18 protein-coding genes, 1 tRNA gene and 1 pseudogene are annotated in these 17,917 nt (G+C 26.9%); 12 read left to right on the top strand and 8 right to left on the bottom strand.

What is annotated here, in order from left to right:
* Positions 1 to 18 precede the first annotated feature (18 nt).
* Positions 19 to 1,080 carry an acyl-CoA reductase gene (locus BLBBOR_RS00735; RefSeq protein ID WP_015370543.1) on the top strand — a complete coding sequence of 354 codons (1,062 nt, stop codon included), beginning with the start codon at positions 19 to 21 and terminating at the stop codon, positions 1,078 to 1,080.
* Here the strand turns inward: BLBBOR_RS00735 and ribD are convergent.
* The 4 genes from ribD to BLBBOR_RS00715 all read right to left on the bottom strand — a co-directional run bounded on the left by ribD (position 1,077) and on the right by BLBBOR_RS00715 (position 3,232).
* Positions 1,077 to 2,120 carry a bifunctional diaminohydroxyphosphoribosylaminopyrimidine deaminase/5-amino-6-(5-phosphoribosylamino)uracil reductase RibD gene (ribD, locus tag BLBBOR_RS00730; RefSeq protein WP_015370542.1) on the bottom strand — a complete coding sequence of 348 codons (1,044 nt, stop codon included), beginning with the start codon at positions 2,118 to 2,120 and terminating at the stop codon, positions 1,077 to 1,079. The genes BLBBOR_RS00735 and ribD overlap by 4 nt on opposite strands.
* Positions 2,121 to 2,131: 11 nt before the next feature.
* Complete coding sequence (locus BLBBOR_RS00725; protein WP_015370541.1) at positions 2,132 to 2,902, bottom strand: shikimate dehydrogenase; 771 nt, start codon at positions 2,900 to 2,902, stop codon at positions 2,132 to 2,134.
* 28 nt (positions 2,903 to 2,930) lie between these two features.
* Complete coding sequence (gene rpsU, locus BLBBOR_RS00720) at positions 2,931 to 3,128, bottom strand: 30S ribosomal protein S21 (protein ID WP_045118242.1); 198 nt, start codon at positions 3,126 to 3,128, stop codon at positions 2,931 to 2,933.
* A gap of 29 nt (positions 3,129 to 3,157) precedes the next feature.
* Positions 3,158 to 3,232: transfer RNA gene (locus BLBBOR_RS00715), tRNA-Val, on the bottom strand.
* A 166-nt stretch (positions 3,233 to 3,398) separates the two neighbouring features.
* Here BLBBOR_RS00715 and recG point away from each other — a divergent pair.
* From recG to murA, 5 genes are read left to right on the top strand one after another with little or no spacing between them, the layout of a single operon-like run.
* Positions 3,399 to 5,420 (top strand): ATP-dependent DNA helicase RecG, encoded by a 2,022-nt coding sequence (gene recG, locus BLBBOR_RS00710; protein ID WP_015370539.1) that lies wholly within the window; start codon positions 3,399 to 3,401, stop codon positions 5,418 to 5,420.
* An 11-nt stretch (positions 5,421 to 5,431) separates the two neighbouring features.
* Positions 5,432 to 7,555: an ATP-dependent helicase gene (locus BLBBOR_RS00705; RefSeq protein WP_015370538.1), complete on the top strand. Its 2,124-nt coding sequence runs from the start codon at positions 5,432 to 5,434 to the stop codon at positions 7,553 to 7,555.
* 22 nt (positions 7,556 to 7,577) lie between these two features.
* The gene (locus BLBBOR_RS00700; protein ID WP_015370537.1) at positions 7,578 to 8,537 is read left to right on the top strand and encodes a cation diffusion facilitator family transporter; all 960 of its coding nucleotides are present in this window, start codon (positions 7,578 to 7,580) and stop codon (positions 8,535 to 8,537) included.
* Positions 8,538 to 8,546: 9 nt separating this feature from the next.
* Positions 8,547 to 9,146: a DUF4290 domain-containing protein gene (locus BLBBOR_RS00695; protein ID WP_015370536.1), complete on the top strand. Its 600-nt coding sequence runs from the start codon at positions 8,547 to 8,549 to the stop codon at positions 9,144 to 9,146.
* A gap of 3 nt (positions 9,147 to 9,149) precedes the next feature.
* Complete coding sequence (gene murA / locus BLBBOR_RS00690; RefSeq protein ID WP_015370535.1) at positions 9,150 to 10,457, top strand: UDP-N-acetylglucosamine 1-carboxyvinyltransferase; 1,308 nt, start codon at positions 9,150 to 9,152, stop codon at positions 10,455 to 10,457.
* Between the two features lie 26 nt (positions 10,458 to 10,483).
* On the opposite strand, the gene BLBBOR_RS03300 is transcribed toward murA, so the two are convergent.
* Positions 10,484 to 10,759: a thermonuclease family protein gene (locus tag BLBBOR_RS03300; protein WP_235043232.1), complete on the bottom strand. Its 276-nt coding sequence runs from the start codon at positions 10,757 to 10,759 to the stop codon at positions 10,484 to 10,486.
* Positions 10,696 to 10,842 (bottom strand): thermonuclease family protein, encoded by a 147-nt coding sequence (locus BLBBOR_RS03295; protein WP_235043231.1) that lies wholly within the window; start codon positions 10,840 to 10,842, stop codon positions 10,696 to 10,698. Before BLBBOR_RS03295 ends, BLBBOR_RS03300 begins: the two co-directional genes overlap by 64 nt.
* A 161-nt stretch (positions 10,843 to 11,003) precedes the next feature.
* On the opposite strand from BLBBOR_RS03295, the pseudogene greA reads away from it, so the two are divergent.
* Together greA and BLBBOR_RS00675 are read left to right on the top strand one after the other, a co-directional pair.
* Positions 11,004 to 11,491, top strand: a pseudogene (greA, locus tag BLBBOR_RS00680) (transcription elongation factor GreA).
* A 1-nt stretch (position 11,492) separates the two neighbouring features.
* Positions 11,493 to 11,900, top strand: a complete 408-nt coding sequence (locus BLBBOR_RS00675) for an HIT family protein (RefSeq protein WP_015370533.1) — start codon at positions 11,493 to 11,495, stop codon at positions 11,898 to 11,900.
* An 11-nt stretch (positions 11,901 to 11,911) separates the two neighbouring features.
* Here the strand turns inward: BLBBOR_RS00675 and BLBBOR_RS00670 are convergent, their stop codons facing one another.
* Positions 11,912 to 12,676, bottom strand: a complete 765-nt coding sequence (locus BLBBOR_RS00670; protein ID WP_045118212.1) for a type III pantothenate kinase — start codon at positions 12,674 to 12,676, stop codon at positions 11,912 to 11,914.
* A gap of 65 nt (positions 12,677 to 12,741) precedes the next feature.
* Between BLBBOR_RS00670 and BLBBOR_RS00665 the strand changes: the two genes are divergently transcribed.
* Both BLBBOR_RS00665 and BLBBOR_RS00660 read left to right on the top strand, forming a co-directional pair.
* Positions 12,742 to 13,551 carry an alpha/beta fold hydrolase gene (locus BLBBOR_RS00665; protein WP_015370531.1) on the top strand — a complete coding sequence of 270 codons (810 nt, stop codon included), beginning with the start codon at positions 12,742 to 12,744 and terminating at the stop codon, positions 13,549 to 13,551.
* A 7-nt stretch (positions 13,552 to 13,558) separates the two neighbouring features.
* Complete coding sequence (locus tag BLBBOR_RS00660) at positions 13,559 to 14,131, top strand: 5-formyltetrahydrofolate cyclo-ligase (protein WP_015370530.1); 573 nt, start codon at positions 13,559 to 13,561, stop codon at positions 14,129 to 14,131.
* Here the strand turns inward: BLBBOR_RS00660 and rseP are convergent.
* Complete coding sequence (gene rseP / locus BLBBOR_RS00655; protein ID WP_015370529.1) at positions 14,118 to 15,461, bottom strand: RIP metalloprotease RseP; 1,344 nt, start codon at positions 15,459 to 15,461, stop codon at positions 14,118 to 14,120. The two genes, BLBBOR_RS00660 and rseP, sit on opposite strands and share 14 nt — an antisense overlap.
* Before the next feature lie 155 nt (positions 15,462 to 15,616).
* Here rseP and BLBBOR_RS00650 point away from each other — a divergent pair, with 155 nt between their 5' ends.
* Positions 15,617 to 15,841 (top strand): FeoA family protein, encoded by a 225-nt coding sequence (locus BLBBOR_RS00650; RefSeq protein WP_012821639.1) that lies wholly within the window; start codon positions 15,617 to 15,619, stop codon positions 15,839 to 15,841.
* Between the two features lie 2 nt (positions 15,842 to 15,843).
* Positions 15,844 to 17,913 carry a ferrous iron transport protein B gene (gene feoB / locus BLBBOR_RS00645; RefSeq protein WP_015370528.1) on the top strand — a complete coding sequence of 690 codons (2,070 nt, stop codon included), beginning with the start codon at positions 15,844 to 15,846 and terminating at the stop codon, positions 17,911 to 17,913.
* The last annotated feature ends 4 nt before the right edge of the window (positions 17,914 to 17,917 follow it).

Here is a 17,917-nt window from a genome sequence, read left to right as displayed (position 1 = left end):
TGTAGATTCTATAATATAATGAACAATCTGATTCAGACTTTCGATAAGTTAGGTCTTTTTCTTAGAGAATTTAAGAAATTTTATGCACATGAAAAATATATTTCTGGAAATTTTAAAAAATTTTTTTTTCCATTTCAGAATATTATAAAAAAAATCCCCATTATCAATAGCTGGTTTAGGACAGAAGATTTATTCATCACTATTGAACAATGGGGGAAAATACTTACAAAAGAAAAACTAGAATATTGGTTGAATAAATATTCTTTTATCAAGAAAAAGAATCAAATCAAAACTATTTTAGTTATTATGCCGGGAAATATTCCCATAGTAGGGTTTCATGATTTTTTATGTGTCCTTTTATCAGGACATCGAATTTTAATAAAATTGTCCGAAGAAGATAATTTGTTACTTCCTTTTTTAGGCAAAATAATTACTCATATAAATCCTTTATTAGAAAAAAAAATAAAATTTTCTAAAAATTTTTTTAAAGAAAAATATGATTCGGTTATAGCAAGTTGCAGTAATAATACAGCTCGTTATTTTGAATACTACTTTAGAAAATATCCTATGATACTTAGAAAAAGACGAACTTCTATAGCTATTCTACAAGGAAATGAAAGTAAAAAAGATTTAATCTCTTTAAATAAAGACATTTTAACTTATTCTGGAAGAGGATGTAGAAATGTGGGAAAGATATTCATTCCTAACAATTATGATCTTCATCTCATCTTGGATCAAAATTTATTATCCTATGTAATGAAAAATTATAAGTACATTGATAACTACAATTATTATCTTTCCATATATACTCTAAATAACATAGTCATTAAAAGAAACCCTATGATGATTTTAATAGAAAACAAAGATTACCATAGTCCAATCTCAGTGGTATATTATGAATTTTATTCCAATTTAAACCAATTAAAAAAATTGATACACAAAAATAGAAAACATTTACAATGCTTAGTATCAAGAAATATTTGTAAAAATGAAGTTGATTTTGGAAAAACTCAATTCCCTAAATTATGGGATTATTCAGACAATATTGATACAATGAAGTTCCTTACAGAAAAAAATTAAGATGGAATTTTAATAATAAGTTTATCCTTTTCTCCTATATACATATTTTTTATAACTCTTCCATCTATTACAGGAGCCCTTAATCCATCTTTCAAAAAGATATTACAGATGAATATTCTAGATTCATCCCAAATATTTTCTTTGAGAAAACTCTCTAAAGTCATTCTACCTCCTTCTACAATTAGAGATAAAATGTTTTTCTGATATAGATAATTTAAGATATTTTTTATAATCTCTTTATCAAAAGAAATCTGAACAAATTCTGTATTTTTCTGATTTTCTTTTTTCTTTTCGGTAAAAACAATTGTTTTTTTCGTTCCATCCAAAATAAAATAAGAAGTAGATATACTCAATTTTCTATCCATAAAAATTCTAATTGGATCTGATCCGAACCATTCTCTAACATCTAATTTTGGATTATCATTAAACACGGTTTTTCTTCCTACTAAAATACTATCCTCTTCAGATCTCCATTTATGACTCAATTGTCTAGAATAAATTCCACTAATCCATGAAGGTTTTTCTTTCTCATTCCCTTTCAAAGAATCCATAAAACCATCATCACTTTGCGCCCATTTCAATATAATATAAGGTCTCTTTTTTTCATAAAAAGTAAAAAAACGTTTATTTAAAATGCGACACTGATCCTTTAAAACATTTTCTATCACTTCTATTCCATTTTCTCTCAATTTTTTTATCCCCAAACCGTTTACCTTATGACAAGGATCTTGTATTCCTATTACCACTCTAGGGATCTTACTTTTAATGATTAAATCAACACAAGGAGGAGTTTTTCCAAAATGTGCGCATGGTTCTAATGTGACATAAAGGGTCGAATCAGTTAATAAAGATGGATTTTCAACCCTATTAATAGCATTTACCTCTGCATGATCCATTCCTACTTTATAATGCCATCCTTCTGATAAAATCAAACCATTTCTTTCTATTAAACATCCTACCATAGGATTAGGAGAAGTGGATCCTAATCCATTTTTTGCCAGTTGAATAGCCCTATACATAAAGATTTTTTTATGGTTCATTTTTCATAAACCTATTTTAATGAATTCCAGATCTTCCAAGATTCTTCTGCTTGAATACGTAACATTTCTAAACCATTTCTGATCGTAGACCCTTTTTCTTCTCCTTTTTTTAAGAACAAAGTTTTAGATGGATTATAAACCAAATCATAGAGATAGTGTTTAGAAGAAAGGAATTTATAAGGTAAAGGTGGGCATAAATGGATATTTGGAAAAGTCCCCAATGGAGTGCAGTTAATAATAATTTTATGATCTTCTAAAAGACATTGGTTCACTTCTTCATAAACCAAAAAATTTTTATTTTTTCTTCTAGAAACATATCTGTATGGGATTCCCATTCTTTTTAGAATAAAGGAAACTGATCTAGATACCCCACCTGTTCCAAGAATCAAAGCCTTTTGATTTTTATATGATAATTTATTTATGTCCTTTTTGAAAGAAAACTCAAAACCTAAAACATCTGTATTATAACCAATCCGATGTTTCTCTTCATTTATCTTTACTACATTAACAGATCCAATAAATTTTGCTTCTGGCATAAGTTTATTTAAAAAGGGAATAATGCTCTTTTTATATGGAATAGTAATATTGCATCCTTTCAAGAATGGGTTTTTAAAAATCCGTAAAACATCTTCTATTTTTGGAATATCGAATATTTCATAAGTGACTTCAGAAATAGATTCTTTTTTAAATTTTTTCATGAAATAGTCTCTTGAAAAAGAATAACTGATTTCTCTTCCTATCAATCCAAAAATTCGTTTATAGTTTTTACAGAAGCTATACATAGAATTAAAGATGCATCTATATTTTTTTTTATTCCTCTTTCTTTAATCGCATACGTTCTCTATATCTAGCTCGTAAAATTTCATTTCTCCTACCTTCAGAAGGTTTTATATATTGTTGTTTTTCTCTAAATTCCTTTAAAATCCGCGTTTTATCAAATTTCTTTTTGCATTTCTTCAAGGCTTTATCAATAGATTCTCCCTCTCTAACTGTTGTAATTAATACCATACTACAAAAATAATGTAAAAAAAACAATGTGGACACTATCGGATTTGAACCGACGACCTCTACTCTGTCAAAGTAGCGCTCTAAACCACCTGAGCTAAATGTCCATTTTTCAGGACAAAATTAAATATTTTTTATTATTATTATCATTTTAATGCGATAGATAATATAAAAAAAATGTCACATAATGTATTAGAAAAATCTATAGAATATTTAAAGGGATTCAGTTTAAAAAAACACGTTTATTTAATATAGAATTACAAATTCATACATATGAAGATCTTACTTTTTTTTTATCCTACAAAATATGTCCGTTATTTTATATTAAATAATATATCAGAGTTAATAAAAAAAAATCATCCCGAAAATCTCCTTATACAAATAACAGGAAAAATTACCCATTTAGAAGAAATAAACTATCAAAATAAAAAAAGAAAAGTATTGGTAGCACATTTAGAGAATGAAACAGGATCTGTTGAATTGGTCTGGTTCCAGACCATAAAGTTTTTTAGAAAAATCATCAAAAAAAACATGACGATAACAGTACACGGGAGGGTAAAACATTTTCAAGGAAAAATTCAAATCATTCATCCAGATATTCAAAAATTTAAATTTTCAGAAAAAAATTACTCTATATATCCTATATATTCCATCCCTAAAAAACTTAGGGAAAATGGAATAAATAATTCTTTTATGATAGAAATCTTGAAGAATCTAATAGAAGAATCAAAAAATGATATAGAAGAAATATTTCTTCAGGATATTATGAAAAAAGAATTAATGCAAAGGAAGGAAGCATTGATTCAAATACATTTTCCGCAATCTTTAGAAAAATTATTTCAAGCAAAATATCGTTTAAAATTCGAAGAATTATTTTTTTTAAAATTATTCCTTTTATCCAAAAAAAACAGAAATAAAAGTTCTTCATCTAACAGTTATCCCTTTTCAAGATTAGGAAAAAATTTTTATAACTTCTACAAATATTGTTTACCATTTCCTTTAACAGAGGAACAAAAAAGAGTATTCAGAGAAATACGCAATGATTTAAAAAAACCTATGCAAATGAACCGATTATTACAAGGAGATGTAGGGTGTGGAAAAACTATAATAGCTGTTTTATCCATGCTTCTTGCTTTAGATAATGGATTTCAATCTTGTTTAATGGTTCCTACTGAAGTTTTAGCAATACAACATTATTCTTCTATAAAAAAAATGTTTTCTGGAATTGGAATTCAACTAGCTTTATTAACTAGTTCCACCTCTATTCAAATGAAAAAATGTATATATCATGATGTTTTTATCGGAAAAATTTCCATTCTCATAGGAACACACACTTTGATTCAAGATACAGTCCATTTTAAAAATCTTGGATTAGCTATAATTGATGAGCAACAGCGTTTTGGAGTGGAACAAAGAGCTAAGATTTTAGAAAAAAATGAAAACCCCCCTCACATATTAATCATGACGGCCACTCCCATTCCTAGAACTTTAAGCATGACTCTTTATAATGACTTAAAGATATCCATTATAAGGGAATTTCCCATAAATAGAAAACCTATTAAAACTGTTCACTTTCGCAATAAAAATAGATCTAAAGTCCTTGAAATTATAAAGAATCAGATTAAAAAAGGAAGACAAATATACATTGTTTATCCTACTATAGAGAAATTCAAAAAAAATGGGTCGAAATATTTAATGAATTTAATGAGAGGTTATCAATTTATAAAAGAAAACTTTCCAAAATTAAAAGATCGAATTGGAATTCTACATGGTAGAATGAGTTATCAAGAAAAAAACATTCAAATGAATCGATTTTTACGTGGAGAAACTCCAATTATGGTCTCTACTACTGTTATAGAAGTAGGAGTAGATGTTCCTAATGCTTCAGTGATTTTAATAGAAAATGCAGATTGCTTTGGTTTATCTCAATTACATCAATTAAGAGGGAGGGTGGGAAGAGGCCCACATCAAAGTTATTGTCTTCTTATGACTAATGACAAAATTAGTGTAGAAAGCCATTTTAGAATGCAAATTATGTGCGAAACTAAAGATGGTTTAGAAATAGCTAAAAAAGATCTTCAATTAAGAGGAAGTGGAGATTTAATAGGAACTAAACAAAGCGGAAATGCTTATTTTCGAATTGCAAATCTTCTTAAAGATTACAAATTAATAAAAGAAGTCATTCCTATTGCTAAAAAATTTTTTAACAAAAATCCTAATTTTCTGTTAAATCATAAAACCACTAAAAATCATTTCTATAAATGCTACAAGTCTTTTTGGGGAAAAATAAGCTAAAAATAAAAAATATGGATTATAGATCATCACTTAATAGTTCCCAACGAAAAATTATAGAAACAATTCATGGGCCTGTTCTAGTGATTGCTGGAGCTGGATCCGGAAAAACCCGTGTAATTACACATCGTATAGTACACATGATCAATAATATAGGAATAAGTCCCTCTAGAATATTAGCTTTAACTTTTACTAATAAAGCAGCTAAAGAAATGAAGATGCGCATTTCAAATATGTTGAATCAAACGGATTTTAATCAGATCTCCCTTGGGACTTTTCATTCTATATTTTCAGGGGTTTTGCGAAAAGAATCTCATTGGCTTGGTTACAAATCAAATTACACTATTTACGATCAAAGAGACTCAGAAAATGTAATAAAAAAAATATTAGATGACTTCAATTTTAAAACATCTCTCAGTCCTACGAAAATCAGAAGAAAAATATCGGAATATAAAAATAACTTGAAGTCTATCAACAATGAAAAATCATATCAGGATATAAAAAAAATATATGAATATTATGTAAAACGTTGTTTAAAATCAGAAGCTTTAGATTTTGATGACATATTACTTCATACAAATTATTTATTTTTTCATTTTCCTAAAATACTACATAAATACCAAGAAAAATTCCAATACATATTAATCGATGAATATCAGGATACAAATTTTTCTCAAAATACGATCATTAAAAATTTATCTTTAAAACATAGAAATATTTTTGCCGTAGGTGATGATGCTCAAAGTATATATGCTTTTCGTGGGGCGAACATCTCAAATATTTTAAATTTTCATACGGATTACAATGAAGCAAAAATTTTTCGTCTTGAACAAAATTATCGTTCTACAAATCACATAGTGCAGGTCTCTAATAAGATTATTTCTTTTAATAAAAATCAAATCTTTAAAAAAATTTGGACAAATAACGAAAAAGGTGAGAAAGTAAAAATATATGGAGCTTCTTCTGAAAAGATAGAAGCGCAATACATTGCTTCTTCCATCTATTTCACTAAAAGAAATACAAAATTTCAAAATAAAGATTTTGCTATTCTCTATAGAACCAATACACAATCAAATATCCTAGAACAAGCTCTAAAAGAAAAAAAAATACCATACAAAATATACGGATCCATATCCTTCTATAAAAGGAAAGGAATTCTAGATTTTTTAGCTTATTTAAAAATCATCACGAATCCTAACGAAGAGGAATCCCTATTACGTATAAATAAAAAAAAAATAGGAAATAAAAAAGCTATTAAATTAATATTAAATTTCTCTAAAAAGGAGAAGAAAACTTTTTATAATCTTTTAAAGAATCTGATAAATTATTATCCTTTCCTAAGAATCAACAAAAAAACAAAAGAAAAATTAGAAAATTTCATTTTAACAATAGAAAAATTTCGTTTGGAATTAAACGAAAAAAATACCTATACAATAGCGAAAAACATAGCAAATTTCTTCTTAGAAGAAGATAAAAAAAATTTTTATAATGCTGATGATTTTCAATACATATTAGAGAATATATCTATATATCTAAAAGAGCAAAAAATATTAAAGAAAAATGGAGATATGAGTTTATCTGGATTTTTGCGATATTTTTCTTTAAAAGAAGGAATCGATGAGGAAAATGAAGAAAATCAGGTATCCTTAATGACTATACATTCATCTAAAGGTTTAGAATTTTCCGTGGTTTTTATTGCAGGATTAGAAGAAAACTTATTTCCATCAAAATCTAGTTTAGAAAATGAATTGAAACTTGAAGAAGAACGCCGTCTATTCTATGTTGCTATAACAAGAGCTCAAAAAAAAGCTATATTAACATATGCAAAATCTCGTTTTTTATGGGGAAAAAAAATCAGAACGGTTCCTAGTCGTTTTATTCAGGAAATAAGCGAGAAATTTATTGACAGAGAACATGGAATTAATAATTCAAATAAAGCCAATCCTATATCAAAAGATTTGTATCCTGATGAAAAGAATACATTATCCATGTTTAAAAAAGGAGTTAAAGTATTTCACAAAAATTTTGGAATGGGAATAATACTAGACATTCAAAATGGAATAGCTATAATTAAATTTCAACAATTAGGAATAAAAAAAATTTTACTAAAAATAGCTAAACTTGTTATTTATTCCTAATTATTAAATTTCTTTTTATGTTATGGAAGATAAAAAGATGAAACTAAATTTTAGTCTACAAAAATTAATTTTTTTTGTAGCTATTCTTTTATTTCTCATCAAGTTAATTACTTGGTATATCACTTCTTCTCTTTCTATATTTAGTGATGCAATGGAAAGTATAACCAATATTATTAGTGGATTTATCGGTTTGTATAGCCTGTATATATCCTCTTTACCCAAAGATAAAAATCATCCATATGGTCATGGGAAAATAGAATTTATATCAACAGCTATAGAAGGATTCTTAATTTTTTTTGTAGGAATGGCTATTTGCATAAAAACTTTTATACATGTAAAACATCATGATCCTATTCTATTAAAATTAGATTATGGAATTCCTCTGATGTCATTTACCGCTATTGTTAATTATGGGTTAGGTTTTTTAGCCTGTAAAATAGGAAATAAAAATGGAGCTTTAACGTTAATAGCTAGTGGGAAGCATCTTCAAACAGATACTTATTCTACTTTTGGAATAGTGATAGGATTAATATTGTTAAATATTACAAAATGGATATGGATAGACCCTATTATTTCTGTTATTTTTTCCTTTGTAATTTTATATACAGGATTAAAATTGTTAAGATATGCTACAGCTGGTATTATGGATGAGTCTGATAAAGAACTTTTAAAAAAATTATCTTTTTATATAAATGCAAAAAGAGATATTCATTGGATTGACCTTCATCATTTAAAAATTATTAAATATGGAAGTGCTTTACATGTTGATTGTCATTTAACTGTTCCATGGTTTTTTAATGTCAAAGAATCCAATAAAGAAGTCCAAAAGTTGACAACTTTAACAAAAGATAAATTTGGACATAAAGTAGAATTATCTGTACATGTAGATGCTTGCACAGATAATCATTGCATATCCTGTTTCAATCCTTTCTGTAAGGAAAGAAAAAATTTTTTGCAGAAAAGATCTTATTTTTATAAATAAAAAATCAATATGGAATATAATACTAATCGTTTCAAATTGGTTATCCCAGAATATGGTAGAAATATTCATAAGATGATTGCTTATGCAATACAAATAAAAAATAGGAAAAAACGTAATCGTTGCGCTTGGAGTATCATTAAATTGATGACGGATTCAAATCCTAGATTGAATAATCCATATTTTCAACATAAACTATGGAATCAATTATTTATTATGTCTAAATATCAATTAGATGTTGATCCTCCTTTTCCAAAACCTCATCCAGAAAAAATAAAAATTTTTTATTATAAAAAAGTGGAATATCCTGAATATTTAACTGATTTCCGATATTATGGAAAAATCATTAGAAACATGATCCATGTAGCAATACATTGCAAAAATAGACAAAAAAAAGAAGGGTTATTTTATGCGATAGCAAATACTATGAAGAAAAATTATTTGAGATGGAATAAAAACCTTGTAGAAGATGATATTATCTTTAAAGATTTAAAAGTCCTTTCAAAAGGAAAAATCTGTTTAATGAATAATACAGATCCGTTATTACAATGCTCCTATCTTTTAAATCCAAAAAGAAAAAAAAACTATATGAGAAAAAAGAAAATAGGATGAATTATGGCTTCTTTTAAGATAGAAGGAGGATCTCCTCTAAAAGGAGAAATAAAACCACAAGGAGCAAAAAATGAAGCTTTGCAAGTTTTATGTGCAGTCTTGCTAACCTCTGAGAAATTGAGAATAAAAAATATTCCAGAAATAGGAGATGTAAAATGTTTGATGCAAATACTTCAACACTTAGGAGTTGTAGTAAAAAAAAATGATATTGGAGATTTTACTTTTCAAGCTAAAAACATTTGTCTAGAATATTTAAATACGAAAAAATTTCGTGAGGATGGAAAATGTATTAGAGGATCTGTCATGATTGCGGGACCTTTGCTAGCTAGATTTGGAAAAGGGTGCATGCCGATCCCAGGAGGAGATAGAATTGGTCGTAGACGTTTAGATGCACATCTAAGAGGTTTTGAATCTTTAGGAAGTCATATAGATTATAATAGAGAAAATCAGTATTTCTATCTGACCTCTAAATATTTAAAAGGAAAATTTCTTCTTCTAGAAGAAGCCTCTATAACAGCTACAGCTAACATTATCATGGCGGCATCTTTAGCTAAAGGAAAAACCACTATTTATAATGCGGCTTGTGAACCATATATTCAACAATTATGTAGGTTATTAAATAGAATGGGGGCAAAAATAAAAGGCATAGGTTCTAATTTAATCCATGTTACTGGAGTTACAGAATTGAGAGGATGTATCCATACTATTTTACCTGATATGGTAGAAATAGGAAGTTGGATAGGATTAGCCGCTATTACTAGTTCTGAGATAATAATTCGGAATGTTAGTTGGAAAAACCTAGGAATCATTCCGAATATATTCCAAAAAATGGGAATCTCCTTAGAAAAGAAAGACGATGATATTTATATCCCATCTCAAAAATCATACCAGATAAAAAAATTATTAAATAACGCCATATTAACAATTTCTGACGCGCCATGGCCAGGTTTAACTCCAGATTTACTAAGTATTTTAACTGTGGTAGCTACTCAAGCGAAAGGAAGTGTCTTAATCCATCAAAAAATGTTCGAAAGTAGATTATTTTTTGTAGACAAATTAATTGAAATGGGTGCACAAATAATATTATGTGATCCTCATAGAGCAACCGTTATTGGTTTGAATCATCAATCTTCTTTACGAGGGACTCTATTAAACTCTCCAGATATACGGGCTGGAATATCTCTTCTTATAGCTGCACTTTCTGCTAAAGGAACTAGTAGGATAAAGAATATAGAACAAATAGACCGAGGATATGAAAATATTGATCAAAGATTACGTCTTTTAGGAGCAAATATTGTAAGGATAGAATGATCTTTTTTTTCTCCAATTGTAGGGATCTATAGGGTTATTTTTTTTCCATAGTCCAATTTTCTTTTTCTCGCTTGAGATTCAATTCTTTTATATAGAACATTTTTAGAAAATTTCCAAACCCAAGCAAATCCAGACTCTATAATATCCTTTCCTAAATCTTTATTTTTATCATAAATAACCAACCCAACAATACGATTATATTTGTCTCTTTTTAGATTCTTGATTAAAACTGTTTTATTTAGAATTTTTTTGTTAAAAAATTTTTTGCTTCTATTCCATAAGATTGATTTTTTTCTGGACAATCTATATCAGAAATTCTTATTTTATATTCTTCCATTTTTTTCGTATCAATTCTAAAAGTATCTCCATCATAAATTTTGATCACTTTTCCCGTAATTGAGGATACGATGGACAATGAAATAATAAGAAAAAACTGAACAATAAACACTATATTTTTAATAAGGAGAAAAAAATAATTTACATAATAATTCACAAAATCAACTAACTTTATAATTGGATGAAAAGATCGAAAAATGAAAAAATACTATGGAAAAAGAAAAATTCGAATATATCACTAAAGAGGGATTAAAAAACTACAACAAGAAATAGAAAGATTAGAAAACATTGAAAGACCAAAAATATCAATGCAAATAGCAGAAGCCAGAGATAAAGGAGATCTTTCAGAAAATGCAGAATATGATGCTATAAAAGAAGCACAGGGTTTTTTAGAAATGAACATAGCCAAATTAAAAAAAAAACTATCCAATGCAAGAATTATTGATGGATCAAAAATCAATAGAAGCAGAGTTTCTATTCTATCTACAGTTAGGGTAAAAAATTTAACATATGGAGGAGAACAAATATATACCTTAGTTCCAGAAGGAGAAGCAGATTTAAAATCTGGTAAAATTTCTATAAACACTCCTATATCTACAGGATTACTTGGAAAACAAGTAGGACAAATTGCTCATATTAAGTTACCTAATAAAATGATACTTGATTATGAAATTTTAGAAATAGCATTTAGTGAATGAAATGAATCGTAAAAATATATTTACACATATAATAAGAAACGAAGTCCCTGCTTATAAAGTCGCAGAAGATTTTGAAAATCTTGCTTTTTTAGATATTTATCCAATAAAAATTGGTCATACTTTAGTGATTCCAAAAAAAAATAATCCAGAAAAAATATTTTCTCTTCCAGAAAAAGATTTTTTATCTATCATGTCTTTTACTAGAAAAGTAGCTATAGGCATTGAAAAAATAATTCCTTGTAATCGTGTTGGAATATTTGTGATGGGTTTTGAAATTCCACATGTTCATATCCATTTAATCCCTATGGATCAAGAAAGTGATGGGGATTTTTCTAAGAAAAGAATATCTTTATCTGCAAATCATTTCAAGATTTTATCAGAAAAAATTAAAAAATCTATTGGTTTGTAAATTAACATTCTCTATCTATTCCAATGAAATAGAATTTTTAAACCTTTTATTGTATGCAACTTATCTTTAAGATGAATTTTTTTAGTTAAAGGAGTATAAATATGAGAAAGCCCTCCTGTAGCTATAACAAAACAGTTTGTTTTTAATTCTTTATTAATTCGGTTAATGAGTCCTTCTACCATACTGATGTATCCATAAATAATTCCACTTTGGATACAGGTTTCAGTATACTGTCCTAATATACTAGGGGGTTTTTTTAATTCTATTTGCGATAGTTGAGCCGTATTTCCTATCAATGCAGATAAAGAGCTATTGACTCCTGGAGCAATAATAACTCCTTGAAGAGTTCCAGATTTATCTATGCAGGTTAAACTTAAAGCAGTTCCAAAATCGACCACTAGAGTATTTTTTTTATTATGTGTATATGCAGCTATAGCATTAGCATATAAATCTGTTCCTAATTGATGAGAATAATGTTTTATTGGAGAAGCGGAATATCTATCTACTACTATCGGTTTTATTTTATGAATTTCATATAAAGATTGTTCTACAATGTTTGTAAGAGGAGGGACTACGGATCCAATCACAATATTTTGTATTAATTTGGATAGGATTCCATATTGTTGATAAATATTCCTAAATAATAAAATATATTCATCCAATGATCTATGTGGATTACTGTTAATAATCCATGAACAATTACATTTTAAATTATAATTATTATTAAATAGTCCAAAACGAAGACTGGAATTTCCAATATTTATAGTTAACAACATTATTAACTTCATTTTTGAATAAGAAAAACGTAATTTCTATAATAACTATATTTTAATATAAGAATATGTTCATATATTTTCATAAGAAAAAAAATATCTATTATAAAACAAAAGGAAATGGAATCTCCATGGTTTTTTTACATGGATTTATGGAAAGTTTAGAAATTTGGAATTATATATATGATATTTTTTCAAAAAAATACAAAGTCCTTTCAATTGATTTACCTGGTCATGGAAAAAGTTTTCTAGAAAAAAAAGATTCTTCCACTACCACAATGGAAGAAGTGGCTGATACTATTAAATTTCTTTTACAAAAAGAGAATATAGAAAAAGCTGTTTTTATAGGTCATTCTATGGGAGGATATATAGCTTTAGCGCTTGCAGAAGAATATCCAGAGATATTTTTAGGTTTATGTTTACTTCATTCTACCGCAGAATCAGATACAAAAGAAAAAAAAAATAATCGTATTCGATCCATAAAATTCGCAATAGATCATTATCCATTATTTGTATCTACTAGTATTAATACATTATTTGATCCTAATAAATTAAGTTCTTTCCAAAAAGAATTAAAATTTTTAAAAAGAATAGCTATTTCAACTCCTATTCATAGTGTAATATCTTTTTTGCGTGGAATGTCTATTCGTAAAGATAGAAGATTTTTATTAAAAAGAACTAAATTTCCAAAATTATATGTGGTCGGAATATATGATTTAATACTTCCTGCAAAAAAACTCCGTGAAGAAGCAAAAAGCGGATATAACAGTCATTTTATTGATGTTCCAACTGGTCACATGGGGGCAATAGAAAACCCTCAAAAAATAGTAAAAGTATTAGAAAGTTTCATGGAAACTATAAAAAATAAAGATTCATAGATAATGAATGAAAAAAAAATTACGAAAAAAATATCTTTTTTACAGAAAATCACTTACTAAAAAAGAAGTATTGAAAAGTAGTTATGATATATTTATTCAATTCAAAAAACTTTTCTTTATATGGGAGAAAACATATTATCATATTTTTTTACCTATACAAAAATATAACGAAATCAATACTTTCCTCATTACTAACTTTCTTTTTCAAAAAGGGAAATATATAACAGTTCCTTACTCAAATTTTCACAGTTTATCCATAGAAAATTGTCTTCTTGATAGAAAAACTACCTTAAAGAATAACAAATATGGAATTCCTGAACCTGTACAAAAACATATTATTCCTCCTTCCTTTATTGAAGTGATATTTGTCCCTTTATTAGTTTTTGATTTAAAAGGATATCGTATTGGTTATGGAAAAGGATTTTATGATAGATTTCTTACACTATGCAAAAAAAATGTTCTAAAAATAGGATTGAGTTTTTTTAACCCAATAGATAATATTCCATCAATCCATAAAAATGATCTTATGATCGATATAGGAATTACTAGAAAGAAAGTTTTTTTCCTTAAAAATTTTTAATAGAAAAAACTTTAAAAATATCCCAAATAATAACCATAATCATCATCAAACTAATCATTAGAAATCCAATGATGGTACAACATTCAAAAATTCTTTCATTTATTCTTTTTTTAGTGATCATTTCTATCAGAATAAATAAGATATAACCGCCATCTAATGATGGAACAGGAAATAAATTTAAGAAAGCTAACCATATGGATAAAGTGGCTGTTAAAGTCCAAAAAATCCCCCAATTCCATTGAGAAGGAAATTCTTTAGCCATAGAAAAAAAACTCCCAACCTGTTTATAAGCTTTAGTTTCTAAATGAAAAACGTTTTTTAAAAAAAATATTTGATTTTTTAAAACCTCCCAAGTTTTTTTTACTCCATAAGGAAAACTTTCAATTATGGAATAATTCTTTTTTTCGAATAAAAAAATATTATCCATTTCCATAAAATTTTTGAGAGAAATTCCTAAAATCCCTTTTTGATCTAAAAAAACTTCTTTTTGAAGTAGTCTCCCATTTCTATTGATAGAAATAAAAATGGTTTGGTTATTATATTTTGATAAAATATCTTTTAGTTGATCGGAAAATAAAAGAAACTCTGAATTGATCGCTAAAATTTCATCATTATTTTTTAATCCAGATTTATAGGCTCCTGAATCTTTTACTACGTAATTTATAATAGGTGGAACACGAGGTTTTATTATAAAATAACTGAATTCTTTTCTATCAAAAAAAAATCTTTTTTTATCATCATTTAATGATAAATGGATAATTTTTCCCATGCGATCTATAGTAATGGAATTACCTAAAAGAATTGCTTTAGGGATTTCATGAAAATAAGGGATATATTTTCCGTTGACAAGTAGAATGTTGTCCCCATTTCTTAACCCTATTTTTTTTCCTAAATAATCTACCTCAATTCCATATTTAACATTTTTTGTAGGAAGATAAGTTTCTCCATATTTAAATAGCAAAAAAGAAAAAATCACAAAAGAAAATAACACATTCGAAATAATTCCTCCGGATACAATCAATAGTCTTTTTATTGCAGATTTTGAACGGAATTCCCAATCTATTTTTTCTTTTTCTGAATAATCTCTCTCTTCATTTGTCATCATTCCAGATATTTTAACATATCCTCCTAAAGGGATCCAACCTATTCCATAAATAGTATCTCCTATTTTTTTTTTGAAAATAGAAAACCAAGGATCAAAAAACAAAAAAAATCTCTCTACACGTACTTTAAATGCTTTAGATAATAAAAAATGACCTAATTCATGAATAAGAATTAATATAGATATACTTAGTAGTAACTGTATGGATCTAACAAAAATAGACGTCATAAGTTATAACATATTTTTAAAGATAAATTTAAACCTTTATTTCATTTTTTCTATCGACAAAAAGTAATTTCATTTGTTTATAAAAACAACATAAAATATTCTTTGCATAAAGAAAGTATATTTAACAAAGAATAAAATTTTAAATACATATAAATTTGAACTTATCTAATCTTAAAAAAGGAGAAAAAGGGATTATAAAGGGATATAAAAATGAAGATTTTCCTATAAAATTGTTAGAATTAGGTGTTTTACCTGGTGTTAAGTTTGAAATACTTTTTGTTTCTATTTTTTATGATCCACTATGTATTATTTATGATCAATCTTGTTTAGCTTTACGTAAGAAAGAAGCGGAAAATATTCTCATAGAACCTATTATTTAGAAATGCGGAAAAGAATAATTAAATTAGCTCTTATTGGAAATCCAAATGTCGGAAAAACTTCTTTGTTTAATCAATTAACTGGACTCAACCAAAAAGTTGGAAATTATTTAGGAGTCACAGTAGATAAAAAAATAGGATTTTTTTCTTATGAAAAGACCCACTATCAGATAATAGATCTTCCAGGAACCTATAGCATATATCCCTCATCTGAAGATGAGGAAATAGTTTGTAAATTACTAAACAATATAGATGATATTGATTATCCAGATAAAATCCTTGTTGTAGCTGACTCATCGAATATTAAAAAAAGTCTTTTATTATTTAGACAGATACAAGATTTAGGTTTTCCTGTTCTCTTTATTTTGAATATGCTTGATGAAGACAAAAAAAAAGGGGTTTTTATTGATATAGAAAAACTTAAGAAATTTCTTCTAACTGAAATCGTCTTAATCGATGCAAGAAAAGGAATAGGAATAGATAAGATAAAACAGAAAATAAGTAGTCTGAACCATAAAAATAAATTTTCCTTTTTCTTTAATCCAGGATCATCTCATTCCATTGCTATTCAAGATGTAAAAAATGGTTATCAGGTCAACACTTATAGAGCTTGGTATTATTTAGCAAATAATAAAAAATTCTTAAAAGAGGATGAACTTTTGAAGGAGATTAAGAAAAAACACAATATCATTTCTAAAAAATTACAAATTAGAGAAACATTAGATAGATATGAAGAAATAGGAAAAATTTTTTCTAAAACAGTTTCTGAGTTTCTTTTGGATCCCCAAAGAAATTCTTTAGATTTTTCTAAAAAGATAGATAATTATTTATTATTACATCCTTTTTGGGGTTATCTCATTTTCTTTTTTTTCTTGTTTATCATATTTCAAAGTGTCTTTTTTTGGGCAGAAAATCCTAAAAAAATTCTAGAATTTTTTTTTTCTATTCTTCAAAAAAAACTAGAAAATATTTATCCAGGTCCCCTAAACAATTTCTTTGTACAAGGTTTTTTACCTGGAATTAGTACTATTATCACTTTTATCCCCCAAATTTTTCTTTTATTATTTTTCCTTCTTCTTATGGAAGAAAGTGGTTATATAAGCAGAGTGATATTTTTAATGGATAGAATTATGCGGCCATTTGGATTAAATGGAAAAAGTGTAGTTCCTCTTATTTCTAGTGTAGCCTGTGCCATCCCTGCAATAATGTCTGCTAGACATATTGAAAATTATAGAGATCGTTTAATCACCATTTTAGTAACTCCTTTTATAACCTGTTCTGCTAGATTACCTGTTTACACATTAATAATTTCTCTCATCATTCCGGATAAAAAATGGTATTTCATTCAGTTGAGAGGATTAGTCCTTATGGGAATGTACCTTTTAGGTTTTTTTTCTGCTTTAAGTATATCCATGATTCTTCATCTATTTCTTAAAAAAGATTATCAAAGTCATCTTATTATGGAAATGCCTACTTATAAATGGCCCATATTCGGAAATATATTGATTACTCTATGGATAAATATCAAATCTTTCATGTATAACGCTGGAAAAATAATTGTATTATTAAGTGTATTAATTTGGGGGTTAGGATCTTTTGGTCCTAAAAAAGATTTTTCCCCATCCAGTAAATATTCAATTAGTTTTGAAAATATATTTGAAAAAAAAGAATTACCCAATTCTTATTTGGGTTTACTAGGAAAAAAAATGGAACCCATTCTTCTTCCATTAGGATATGATTGGAAAATAGGAATAGGTTTAATCTCTTCTCTTATAGCAAGAGAAGTATTTGTTAGTACTATGGCTTCTGTATATAGTATAGAAAAAAATGGAAATTTTTTCTTAAAAGAAAAAATGAAAAAAGAAATATTCAGTGATACAGGTAAACCCGTTTACAATTTTGCTACAGGATTTTCTTTGCTTTTTTTCTATGCTTTTTCTATGCAATGTTTAAGTACCTTATCTATAGTAAAAAAAGAAACAAAGTCTTGGAAATGGCCCATAATACAATTCTTTTTTATGACCACATTCGCTTATATTTCTTCTTTTTTTATTTATCAAATATTAAAAACCTAAAATG

Origin of the sequence: Blattabacterium sp. (Blatta orientalis) str. Tarazona, from assembly GCF_000334405.1 — a bacterium.
Taxonomy (GTDB): Bacteria; Bacteroidota; Bacteroidia; order Flavobacteriales; family Blattabacteriaceae; genus Blattabacterium.
This window is presented reverse-complemented; position numbering and strand designations above follow the sequence as displayed.